Genomic DNA, 11,668 nt, shown 5'->3' with positions numbered 1-11,668 from the left:
GCCCGCCGCCCGTCGCCCGGCGTCGAGCGGGCGGCGGGCGGTGCTCAACGAGCAGTCAGCAGTGGACCGCGCCGAGCTCTGCGAACAGGGCGCTGTTGAGGCGGAACGCGCGCTTGGCCTCGGCGACCGTCTCGGCGAGCTGGGAGTCCGTGAGGTCCAGGGCGTCGAGGCGCTCGCGGTAGACGTCCTTGAAAGGCTTGGCCTTGGGGATCTCGTCGAACGTGTAGAACGCGAGACCGTCGGGGCCGAGCCCGTAGTGGCGCTCCATCATGCGCTTGATGATCTGGCCGCCCGACAGGTCGCCGAGGTAGCGCGTGTAGGCGTGCGCGGCGTAGGCGGACAGCGACGTGCCGACCTCGAGGAGGCGGGACACGTAGGCCTCGGTCGCGGGCAGGATGCGGATCTCGGTGGCCCAGTCGGGGCCGACGAGGAACGCGAGGTCCTTCTCGATCGACGGTGTGCGCGTCAGCTCGTCGAACACGAGGGTCGCGCCCTGGGCGTCGTCGCGGATCTGGGCGCTGGCCTGCTCGAGCGCGCCGTAGATCGCGTACTGCTGCGCGGCGAGGTCCGTGTAGGCGGCGACGTCCAGCTCGCCGCCCATGAGCTTCTCGACGAAGCCTGTGGTCTCGGCCTGCTCGTGCTCGGGGCGGGTGCCCTCGCGCAGGCGCAGCGACAGGGACGCGGGTGCGGCGCCGGTGGCGGGGCGGGTCTCAGCGGTCATCTCAGCGGTCACGGTGGCTCCTGCGGTTCGTCGTGTCACGTGCACGACGTCGGCACGGGCGCCAGGGGGTCGGCGCCGGTCCGCGGTGTGTCGTGACACATCGTCATGACGTCGCGTCAGGAACGATACAACAGTGAGGTGAGGTTTACCTATGCTCTGTGGGGGAGGTCTCATGGAATGGGCAGGTGGGTTCGCCGCCGTCACCGCGTGGGCAGCGCGTGCTCCGCGACGTCCTCGGGGTTCGGCAGGCCGTGCAGGAACCGGTACCCGACCGCCGCGACGGCGACGGTGAGCCCGCCCGCGACGAGCAGCGGCGTCGTGAGGTCGATCCGGGCGAGCAGCCCGCCCAGCAGCGAGCCGAGCGGCATGGTCCCCCAGAGCAGCGTCCGCCACGTCCCGTGGACCCGGCCCAGCAGGTGCCCCGGGATCGCGGCCTGCCGCAGTGACATGACCAGGACGTTCCACACCGACGTCGAGCCGAACGACACCGCGAGGCACACGACCGCGACGGGGACCGTCGGGAAGAACCCCATGACCACCAGTGCGACCGGTCCGACGAAGTTCGCCGCCGCCATGACCGGGCCCGCGCCGAAGCGGACCTTGAGCGGGCTCACCACCACGGCCCCGACGATCCCGCCGACGGCCCCCGAGAGCATGAACACGCCGAACCACTGCTCGGGCACGTCGAGCCGTTCGAGCACGAACAGCACGTCGGTCGCGATGGCCGCCGCGAAGAACAGCGCGATCAGGATGCTGAGGAACCACAGCGGGCGCAGCATGGGGTGGCTCATGATGAAGCGGAAGCCGTCGGTGAGCTGGCGGGCGAACGTCGTGCGGACGGGCGCGAGCGCGTGGTGCGCCTGATGCGCCCGGTGGGCACCGGCCGCGGCGGCGGGCAGGAAGAACGCGAGCACGCCCGCGACCGCGTAGGACAGCGCGCCGATCCCGAGCGGGATCACGACGGCGACCGCGAACAACGCCGACGTCAGGGGGACTGCGAGGAAGTTCTGCACCACGAGCTCGCCCGCCTCGATGCGGGAGTTGGCGCGCGGCAGGTCGGGTCGGCGCACGATCGCGGGGACGACGGCCCGAATGGCGCCGTCGTACAGCGTCTCGAGCGCGCCGTACGCGAAGATCACGACGTAGAGCCACCAGATGGTCAGCGTGCCGGTCGCGAACAGCGTCAGGAGCAGGGCTGCGAGCAGGGTGCGGGCGCCGTTGGCGATCGCCATGGCGTGGCGGCGGTCGATGCGGTCGAGCAGCACCCCGGACGGGATCGCGAAGAACAGCCAGGGGAGCATCGCGACGGCTGCGATCCCCGCGACGAGCAACGGGTCGTCGGTGAGGCGGGCTGCGAGGAGCGGTGCGGCGACGCGCGCGATGCCGTCGGCCAGGCTCGAGCTGATGTTCGCGGTGAAGACGTTGGTGAACGACCGGCCGAGCCCGCGGCGGGCGGGTCCGTCGGGGGACCCGGGCGGCGTCGGGGTGTCGTCAGGGGGGAGGGGGAGGGCTGGGGGCACCGGAAGACTCTAGGCGCCCGGCAGTGCGAGCCCGCGACGGCCCGACGGCGGAGCACCGGCCGACCTGTCGGGTGCGGGCGAGGCGGGCGCGGATCCTTGCGCCGGGGGCTGGTGAGCCGGTGTCCGGAAACGACGTCCTAGACCGCGACGTCCTGCGTCCGGCGCGCCACGAGCGCGCTCTTTCCGCGCTTGCGCTGGGCCGCGGCGAACATGGCCATGAACACGGTGGCGGTCACGATCGCGGCGATCGTGTTCGCGACGGTGCCCGCGGGCGTCGAGTGGCGGTCGCCGAGCGTCACGAGCAGCGCGAGGTTCACCAGCCAGTGCACGAGGGTCGCGAGCGCGACACGCTGCCGCACGGTTCCGCGCCCGAAGTGGCCCATGAGCACGGACAGCGCGACGGCCGCGAGCAGGAAGCCCACGATCACGACGGGCCCCGCGGAGAAGATCTGCACGTGCCACGCACCCCACACGAGGCCCGTCACGACGCTCGCGGCCAGGAGGGAGAACCGGTTCTCGAGCAGCGGCTGGAGCATGCCGCGCCACCCGATCTCCTCGCCGGCTGCACCCACGAGGTACGTGAGGAGGAGCAGCGCGAACGGCACGCCCGCGGTCGCGTGGACCCCTTCGAGGGGTTCGCCCTGCACCAGGAGCACGGCGACGAGCACGCCCCAGTAGAGCAGGCACGCGGCGAACGCCAGGACCAGGTGAGCGACGACCTGACGGCGCGGGACGGCGTCGGGCAGGAGAGGGGCGAGGCGTCCGCGGAAGACGGCGAGCGTGGTCCCGGCCCCGACCGCGGGGCCGAGCTGGACGAGCGCGAGCACTGACGGGTCGATCCCCGAGACCGGCTGGAGGAGGAGCAGCGCGCCCGACGCGACGAACGTCGCGACGACGAACGTGAGGGTCGGGGCGAGGAAGGCGCGGGGTGCTGGCGCCGGGGCGGTCGAGGTCACGCCGCAGGCTCCCAGCCTGTCGCGCGGGGTGTCAAACCTCAGCCGGCGACGAGCTCCTGCGCGCCCACGGCCCGCAGGACGAACGCCTCGGTCGCCTCGATCGCGCGCTCGCGCTGGGCGGGGTCCTCCGGGATGAGGCGGCCCGAGAGGCACGCGTTGACGAGCTGGACCGTGGTGCCGAGGTCCTGCTCGGGGAACTCGCCGCACTCGATGCCCGCGGTCAGGATGCGGCGCAGCGTGTCCTCGACGATCACGGCGTGCTCGCGCAGGCGCTGCTGCGTGCCGCGAGAGAGCACGGTCCGCAGGTCCGGCCCGGGCGCCAGGTGGAAGACGCGCTTGAGCTGCGCCTGTTGGCGGATGTAGGTGCGGAGCTGCTCGACCGGGTCGTCGACGCCCTCGAGCGCGCGCTCGAGCGTCCCGACGTACTGCTCGGTCTCGTGGGTGATGAAGCCGAGGAGCAGCGACTCCTTGTCGGGGAAGTGGTTGTACACCGCCGTGCGGCCCACTCCGGCCGCGGCGGCGATGTCCGCGAGCGAGATCGCGTCGAAGCCGCGGTCCATCATGAGGTTCGAGAGCGCCGCGAAGAGCTTCTGACGGGTCTGTGCGCGGTGCTCGTGGAGCGAACCGCCGATGATCTTCGGCATGCTGACATCATAGGCACTCCTTGTCAGATTGCTAATCCGCGCCGTTCCGCGGCCCAGGACGGCGTGCGCCGAGCCACCTACACTGGCCCCAGGACCGGCAGGACTCGACGAGGGTGTCGAAGGAGGCGATCATGACCGACCCTGCCACCGTGAGCGCCGCCCACGAGGCCTTCCTGAGCACGGGAGCGCTCCCGCCCGGCATCCGTCCCCTCGTCGCGGCGTCATGGCGGCGCAGCGCCCGCAGCGGCGTCGACCCCGACGTCCCCCACCCCGACGTGTCGATGTCCGACGCCGACCTCGGCTCCTACCGTGCGCGGCACCCGCTCGCGCGCGCCATGCCGATCGTGCGCGACCTCCTCGTCGCGGGGCTCGCGGGCGAGAGCGCGGTCGTCGCGATGACGGACGACTCCGGGCGGCTCCTGTGGGTCGAGGGCAGCGCGAGCGTGCGCGACGACGTCGGGCGCATCGGCTTCGTCGAGGGCGCGGTGTGGCGCGAGGAGCGTGTGGGGACCAACGCGCCCGGCACGGCCCTCGCGACGGGCCGACCTGTCCAGGTCCTCGGCGCCGAGCACTTCACGCGCCCCGTCCAGTCGTTCAACTGCGCGGCCGCCCCGGTGCGCGACCTGCGCACGGGCCGCGTCCTCGGGGTCCTCGACGTCACGGGCGGCCAGGTCGCCGCGTCGGGCCTCGTGCTGTCCCTCGTGCGCGCCTCGGTCGCGGCGGTCGAGCGCGAGCTCGCCGAGCGGGCGGAGCGGTCCGAGCAGTTCGAGCAGAGTGCCACCGGTTCGCAGATCGGCCCCTTCGCCCCCCGCCTCGACGTGCTGGGCGTGTCCAACGGGGTGCTCCGCGCCGCGCCGGGGGCAGCGGCGGGCTGGCCTGCCCCGGGCACCTACGCGACCGCGCCCGACGGCGGCACGCACGCGGCGCCGTCGGGCCGCCTGAGCCTTCGCCACAGCGAGATCCTGCTGCTGCTCGCCACGTCCCCGCGGGGGCTCGGCGCGGACGAGCTGGCCGTGCTGCTGCACCCCGGCGAGCTGTCCGACGTGACGGTGCGCGCCGAGGTGTCGCGGCTGCGACGGGCCGTCGGGCCGTTGCTGGGCGGGTCACGGCCCTACCGGCTCGGCGCGCCCCTGCGCACCGACCTCGACACCGTGCGCGACCTCCTCGCCGCGGGCGACGTGCACGCCGCGCTCACCGCCTACCCGGGCCCGGTGCTGCCGCGCTCGGTCGCGCCGGGCGTCGAGAGGCTGCGCGACGAGCTGTCGGCCGAGGTCCGCGGGGCGGTCCTCGCGTCGGGCGACGTCGGGGCGCTGGGGCGCTGGCTCGCGAGCGACGAGGGGGTTGACGACCACGCGGCGTGGCGCCGGCTCGCGGCGCTCGCCGCCCCCGGGACCCCCGCGGCGGCCCGGGCCCGCGCGCGCCTCGCGCTGCTGGACCGCTCGCTGCGCTGACGACGCGGTCGTTCTGACACCGTGACTGCAACCCTCCTGCAACCCTGCGCTGCGTAACGTCCGGTGCACCCGGGCGCAACGGTGCGCCCCGGGATGTGGACCGCACCGGACGGCGGGCAGACGGCAGGCGGCGGGCCACGCACGGCACAGAGCACTGCAAGGAGGCAGACGCACATGACCGTCTACGCTGCCCCGGGCACCCCCGGAGCCATCGCCGAGTACAAGTCTCGCTACGACCACTGGATCGGCGGCGAGTACGTCGCCCCGGCGAGCGGGCGCTACTTCGAGAACCCGAGCCCCGTCACGGGCCGCACCTTCACCGAGGTCGCGCGCGGCACGGCCGAGGACATCGACCGCGCCCTGGACGCCGCGCACGGTGCCGCCCGGACCTGGGGGAGGACGACCGCGACCGAGCGCGCCGTGATCCTCAACAAGATCGCCGACCGCATGGAGGCGAACCTCGAGAAGATCGCGGTCGCCGAGACGTGGGAGAACGGCAAGCCCGTGCGCGAGACCCTCGCCGCGGACATCCCCCTCGCGATCGACCACTTCCGCTACTTCGCGGGCGCGATCCGGGCCCAGGAAGGGTCGATCTCGGAGATCGACGAGGACACGATCGCCTACCACTTCCACGAGCCGCTGGGCGTGGTCGGGCAGATCATCCCGTGGAACTTCCCCATCCTCATGGCGGTGTGGAAGCTGGCCCCGGCGCTCGCTGCGGGAAACTGCGTGGTCCTCAAGCCGGCCGAGCAGACGCCCGCGTCGATCCTGTTCCTGATCGACATCATCGGGGACCTGCTGCCGCCGGGCGTCCTCAACGTGGTCAACGGGTTCGGGGTCGAGGCGGGCAAGCCGCTCGCGTCGAGCCCCCGCATCCGCAAGATCGCGTTCACGGGCGAGACCACCACGGGCCGGCTCATCATGCAGTACGCGAGCCAGAACATCATCCCGGTCACGCTCGAGCTGGGCGGCAAGTCGCCCAACCTGTTCTTCGAGGACGTGGCGCGCGAGAAGGACGACTTCTACGACAAGGCCCTCGAGGGGTTCACGATGTTCGCCCTGAACCAGGGCGAGGTGTGCACGTGCCCGTCGCGCGCGCTCATCCAGACGTCGATCTACGACCAGTTCCTGGGTGACGCGATCGAGCGCACGAAGGCTGTCAAGCAGGGCAACCCGCTCGACACCGAGACGATGATCGGCGCGCAGGCGTCGAACGACCAGCTCGAGAAGATCCTCAGCTACATCGACATCGGCAAGGCCGAGGGGGCAAAGGTCCTCACGGGCGGCACCCGGGCGGAGATGAGCGGGGACCTCGCGGGCGGCTACTACGTGACGCCGACGATCTTCGAGGGCAAGAACTCGATGCGGATCTTCCAGGAGGAGATCTTCGGGCCCGTCGTCGCGGTCACGGACTTCGCCGACTTCGACGACGCGATCACGGTCGCGAACGACACCCTGTACGGCCTGGGCGCGGGGGTGTGGTCGCGCGAGGCCAACATCGCCTACCGGGCGGGCCGCGAGATCCAGGCGGGCCGCGTGTGGACGAACTGCTACCACGCGTACCCGGCGGCGGCCGCGTTCGGCGGGTACAAGGGCTCTGGCGTGGGCCGTGAGAACCACAAGATGATGCTCGACCACTACCAGCAGACCAAGAACCTCCTGGTCAGCTACTCGGCCACGAGGCTCGGCTTCTTCTAGGCCGTGCCCGCCGTCGAGGACGGGGCCCTGGACCAGGGCCCCGCCCTCTGGTCCAGCCGCAGTTCCGCCGTCCAGTCCGCCACGAGGGGAGAAGGATCATGCCCGACGACGTCACGTCCGGCCCGCAGGTCACCGCACCGGGGGCGGGAGCATCGTCGCCCGGCGAGGTGCGGCCCGGCCGGGTGGCGCTGACCCCGGCCGCGGCCGAGCTGCTCGCGCGCCTGCGGGTCCAGTACGGCGAGCTCATGTTCCACCAGTCAGGGGGTTGCTGCGACGGCTCGTCGCCCATGTGCTACCCGCAGGGCGAGTTCCTGACGTCGGAGGCCGACGTGCACCTGGGCGACCTGGTCGTCGTCGACCCGTTCTCCGAGCTCGCCGAGGCCGAGCTCGCCGACCTCGCGCTGAGCGGCCCCGCAGGACCGCTGGGCGTCGGGATCGTGCTCGACGGGGACGCGGACGCCGTCGATCCTGGGGAGGCGACGTTCACCGTGCCGTTCTGGATGAGCCGCAGCCAGTTCGAGTACTGGAGCCACACGCACCTGACGGTGGACGTGGTGCCGGGGCGCGGGTCGGGGTTCAGCGTCGAGGCGCCCGAGGGGGTGCGCTTCATCATCCGGTCGCGGCTGTTCTCGGACGACGAGTCGGCGGCGCTCGCCGGCCAGGTGCTCTGAGGTCCGAGGATCACCCCCCGACCGCTGCGCCCGGCGCGCCACCCCGTGGCAGTGTTCGGACCATGAGCACCGAACGGTTCCGACCATGACCACCGACGCGCAGCCGCGACCCCGGGTCCCCGGCAAGGTGGTCCTCGCGTGCCTCGCCGCTGCGCTCGGCGGCCTGCTGTTCGGGTTCGACACGTCGGTGGTCAACTCCGCCGTCGGGGCGCTGAGCGAGCACTTCGAGCTGACCGCGAGCATGCGCGGCATGGTGGCCTCGCTGTCGCTCCTCGGGTGCGCCGTGGGGGCCTGGTTCGCGGGGTCGGTGTCGGAGCGGCTCGGCCGCGTGCGCGTCATGCTGCTCTCCGCGCTGCTGTTCGGTCTGTGCGCCGTGGCCGCGGCGTTCGCCCCGTCCGTGGCCGTGCTGCTGCCGGTTCGGTTGCTCGCGGGCGTCGGGATCGGCGCGGCGTCGGTCATGGCGCCCGCGTACATCGCCGAGATCGCCCCGCCGCGCTCGCGCGGGCGCCTGGGCGGGCTGCAACAGCTCTTCATCACCATCGGGATCTTCGTGGCGCTCGCCGTCGGGCTGGCGATGTCCCGCGCGGCCGGGGGCGCCGTGCACGACCTCTGGGCAGGGCTCCCCGCGTGGCGCTGGATGTTCCTGGTCGAGCTCGTCCCCGCGGCGCTCTACGGGTTCGCCGCCCTGCGCCTGCCCGAGTCGCCCCGGTACCTCGTGGGCCGGGGGCGCGAGGTCGAGGCCCAGCGCGTCCTGCAAGGGTTCACGGGCCTCGGCGACGACGAGGTGGACGAGGAGGTCGACCGGATCCGCACGTCGATCGGCGTGCACGCCACGACCTCGCTCCGGGACCTGCGCGGCCCCGCCCTGGGGCTGCGGCCCATCGTGTGGATCGGCCTGGGCGTCGCGGCCCTCATCCAGCTCAGCGGCATCAACGCGGTGTTCGTCTACTCGACGTCGTTGTGGGAGTCGGTCGGCTTCACCGAGTCCGAGGCCCTGACGATGTCGCTCGTGACCGCAGGGGTCAACATCGCGGTCACGGTCGTGGCGATCGGCCTCGCGGACCGGTTCGGGCGTCGCCCCATGCTCGCGGCCGGGTCGACGGGCATGGCGGTCGCGCTCGCGGTGACGGCGTTCGCGTTCGGGCAGGCGACGACGTCGGCCTCGGGCGAGCTGGTCTTCCCCATGGCGTGGGCCATGACGGCCCTCGTCGCCGTCAACCTCATGGTCGTCTCGTTCGGGCTCACGTGGGGGCCGCTCGGCTGGGTGCTGCTCGGGGAGATGTTCCCGCCCGCGATCCGGGCGACGGCGCTCGCGGTCGCCACGGCCGTGCAGTGGTTCGTGAACTACACCGTGACGAGGTCGTTCCCCGTGGTCAGCGAGGCGTGGGGGCTGCCCGCGACGTACGGGACGTTCGCCGCGATCTCTGCGTTCGGGGTGTTCTTCGTGCTGCGGTTCCTCCCGGAGACCAAGGGACGGTCCCTCGACGAGATGGGCGACGGGGCTCGGGCGGCATGACGCTCAGGACATCACCCTGTCGTCCTCTTCCCAGAGGTCGTCAGCGGCTCGTAGCGTTGAGTGCCGAGACCGGGGAGGATCGATGTTCACGCAGGTCGTCGTGCACCGTCCGCGCCCCGAGTTCCGCGACGCGACGCTCGCCTACCTCCAGCAGGCCGCCCTGATCACCCGGTCGGTCACGGGCCTCGTGCAGTCGGCGGTGTGGTCGGAGGGCGACGACGAGCGCCTGGTCCTCACGACGACCTGGGAGTCGTCGGAAGCCTTCACCGCGGGCGAGGACGCCCTGTTCGACCTGTTCCGGAGCGTGCCGTTCGAGGAGTGGATGCTCGAACCGCTCGACGTCCTCCTGCTCGACGAGATCCCGCCGCCTGCCCCGCAGGAGTGAGGCCCACGGGCTGGACCGGGGTTTCCGCGCCGCACAGCGGGGACCTAGCATCCCGTCATGACGACGCCTCAGCAGCCCGGCCAGGCCGATCCCTCCGGCATCACCCCTGACACCAAGGACTGGACCTGGGTCCTGGACCGCCCGTGCCCGGAGTGCGGGTTCGAGGCGGGGACGTTCGACCCGGACCGGGTGGGGTCCGCGGTCCGCGCGACGATCCCGCGCTGGCAGGACGTGCTCGCTCGCCCGGACGTCGCGGTGCGCCCCGACGAGCACACGTGGTCCCCGCTCGAGTACGCGGCGCACGTGCGCGACGTGTTCGGCATCTTCGACGTCCGTCTCGCGTCGATGGTCGAGGGCGACGACCCGCTGTTCGCGAACTGGGACCAGGACGCGGCGGCGCTCGCGGGCGACTACGAGCACCAGGACCCGCAGCTCCTCGCCCGGGAGATCGTGATCGCGGGCGACCGGATCGCGGGGAGGTTCGACGCCGTCGGGCCCGACGACTGGGAGCGGCCCGGCCGCCGGTCGAACGGCTCGGTCTTCACGGTGCGCACCCTGGGCCAGTACTTCCTGCACGACGTCGTCCACCACCTGCACGACGTCGGCGCACCCACCGCGTGACACGGCCCTGACGCCCGCACCCGACCCACGCCCGTAACCTCCCGGCATTCTGGGCGGTCCTCGACGCGTCTAGCGTCACGTCATGACGCTTCCTCCGACGGGGTGGGTCCCCGACCTGTACCGCAGTGACCACCTGCTCGCGCTGCCGCGTTCGCGCGGCGTCGCGCGGCCGGGGATCGAGGCGCTCTCGAGGGCCTGGTTCCCGGAGGCCGGCTGGGTCAGCGAGCCGACGAGCGGTCCGGCGGAGCGCCCCATGGCGGGCGCACGCTTCCGCGGCGTGGTGCCCGACGACGTCCGTCGCCCCGGGGTTCTCCGACTCACCGAGGGCGTCGAGGTCGTCGGTCCGTTCGTGGTGCTGTCGCCCGGCGCGCAGGGGCTGGGCCTGGCCTCCTCGGCCGCCGAGGTGTGGGCGGTCCGGGTGGCGCGCTCCTCACGGGGCAGGGCTCCGCTCGACGTCGAGGACCGCGACGGCCTCGGGCGGGTCTTCGCCGCGGGGCTCCCCGAGGAGCTGGAGCTGCGCGTCGTCCGGTGGGCCGTGGCGGCCGCGCGCAAGGTCGGGGGCAGCGTCGCGGTCGACGGTACGCAGGTGCTGGCGCCCGACCCGGCGCGTGGCGTCGACCTGACGTTGTTCAGCGCGCACGCGCTCACGCCCGAGTCGGCACTGGGGGTGCTGCGGACCTTCGTCCCGGGGGCGCACGTGTCCGGGGTCGAGGAGCGGGCGGACCGGCTGGTCGACTTCGCGCTGGTCGGGGAGACGCCGTACGACGGCGCGGTGCAGGTCGTGGTGCAGAAGGTGGACAGGGTGCCGGCGTCGTTGGCGCCGCTCGACTGGCGTGAGTACGGCCCGTTCGCGTACCGGATCTCGTGGCTCCCGACGGACGTCCACGAGCTCGACGTCGAGGAGCCGTCGGGCCTGCACCTCATCGCGCGCGCCCGCATGCGTGCGTCCGTCGCCCGGCTCGCCGCGGTGCTGCAGGGCAGGGTCCAGGGTGTCCTGGTCGACGACGGCGGCTTCGAGGTGTCGGCCGCGGAGGTCGAGGAACGCATCGCGGCGGAGAGCACGGCGAGGTTCTGGGTGTGAACAGCCCCCAGAGTTATCCACAGATTCTGTGCACAAGCCTGTGGGTGGGCACGGGAGAACGGGGATCTCGTTGTGGACGAACCTGTGGTGAACGGGTCCGACGAAAAAGGGTCCGTCGACCTCTTGCACGGGTGGCCCGAGCAGGACTAGAAACATCACTATCGGCTTCGACGGGTACGGCAGCAGCCCCCAACGACGCCCTCCCGCACGGGAGGACGGACCGGCAAGGACGCTGGAACCACATCCCCCGAGAGCCCCAGGCTGACCGGAGAACGGTGAGACGTCCCGCGGGTCCCAACACCCCGGGCTGCGGGTGACGACGCAGGTCCCGACCGGAACCGGAAGGCCGATCGTGAGAGGCGCCTTCCAGGAGAACAGGACGAGCACCCGCTCGTCGTGGGGAG

General features: G+C 72.5%; 11 protein-coding genes. 7 read left to right on the top strand and 4 right to left on the bottom strand.

All coding sequences use genetic code 11. From position 1 onward, the window contains the following. Positions 1 to 55: 55 nt before the first annotated feature. From ACFRCR_RS11905 to ACFRCR_RS11890, 4 genes are all read right to left on the bottom strand, one after another. On the bottom strand, positions 56 to 733 hold the full coding sequence (locus ACFRCR_RS11905; protein ID WP_377677774.1) for a heme oxygenase (biliverdin-producing): 678 nt from the start codon (positions 731 to 733) through the stop codon (positions 56 to 58). A gap of 188 nt (positions 734 to 921) precedes the next feature. Next, entirely contained in the window at positions 922 to 2,241 is a 1,320-nt protein-coding gene (locus tag ACFRCR_RS11900; protein WP_377677772.1) for an MFS transporter, read from the bottom strand. A gap of 137 nt (positions 2,242 to 2,378) precedes the next feature. Further along, on the bottom strand, positions 2,379 to 3,197 hold the full coding sequence (locus ACFRCR_RS11895) for a CPBP family intramembrane glutamic endopeptidase (protein WP_377677770.1): 819 nt from the start codon (positions 3,195 to 3,197) through the stop codon (positions 2,379 to 2,381). Positions 3,198 to 3,235: 38 nt separating this feature from the next. Further along, on the bottom strand, positions 3,236 to 3,841 hold the full coding sequence (locus ACFRCR_RS11890; protein ID WP_377677768.1) for a TetR/AcrR family transcriptional regulator: 606 nt from the start codon (positions 3,839 to 3,841) through the stop codon (positions 3,236 to 3,238). A gap of 131 nt (positions 3,842 to 3,972) precedes the next feature. Here ACFRCR_RS11890 and ACFRCR_RS11885 point away from each other — a divergent pair, with 131 nt between their 5' ends. The 7 genes from ACFRCR_RS11885 (at position 3,973) to ACFRCR_RS11855 (ending at position 11,264) form a co-directional block, all read left to right on the top strand. Further along, positions 3,973 to 5,292, top strand: a complete 1,320-nt coding sequence (locus ACFRCR_RS11885; protein ID WP_377677767.1) for a transcriptional regulator — start codon at positions 3,973 to 3,975, stop codon at positions 5,290 to 5,292. Between the two features lie 174 nt (positions 5,293 to 5,466). After that, positions 5,467 to 6,990 (top strand): aldehyde dehydrogenase, encoded by a 1,524-nt coding sequence (adh, locus tag ACFRCR_RS11880; RefSeq protein WP_377677765.1) that lies wholly within the window; start codon positions 5,467 to 5,469, stop codon positions 6,988 to 6,990. Between the two features lie 182 nt (positions 6,991 to 7,172). After that, on the top strand, positions 7,173 to 7,661 hold the full coding sequence (locus ACFRCR_RS11875; RefSeq protein WP_377677775.1) for a DUF779 domain-containing protein: 489 nt from the start codon (positions 7,173 to 7,175) through the stop codon (positions 7,659 to 7,661). A gap of 85 nt (positions 7,662 to 7,746) precedes the next feature. Beyond that, positions 7,747 to 9,177, top strand: coding sequence for a sugar porter family MFS transporter (locus tag ACFRCR_RS11870; RefSeq protein ID WP_377677763.1), 1,431 nt, complete (start codon positions 7,747 to 7,749; stop codon positions 9,175 to 9,177). 82 nt (positions 9,178 to 9,259) lie between these two features. Continuing rightward, positions 9,260 to 9,562: an antibiotic biosynthesis monooxygenase gene (locus ACFRCR_RS11865; RefSeq protein WP_377677761.1), complete on the top strand. Its 303-nt coding sequence runs from the start codon at positions 9,260 to 9,262 to the stop codon at positions 9,560 to 9,562. Positions 9,563 to 9,619: 57 nt separating this feature from the next. Beyond that, entirely contained in the window at positions 9,620 to 10,183 is a 564-nt protein-coding gene (locus ACFRCR_RS11860; protein WP_377677759.1) for a DinB family protein, read from the top strand. Positions 10,184 to 10,265: 82 nt separating this feature from the next. Next, a complete protein-coding gene (locus ACFRCR_RS11855; protein WP_377677758.1) occupies positions 10,266 to 11,264 on the top strand; it encodes a hypothetical protein in 999 nt (332 codons plus the stop codon). Positions 11,265 to 11,668 lie beyond the last annotated feature (404 nt).

The sequence above is a fragment of the Oerskovia sp. NPDC056781 genome (assembly GCF_042789955.1).
GTDB lineage: Bacteria > Actinomycetota > Actinomycetes > Actinomycetales > Cellulomonadaceae > Oerskovia > Oerskovia rustica.
Note: the sequence above shows the minus strand (reverse complement) of the source record. Positions and strands in the feature narration are given on the sequence as shown.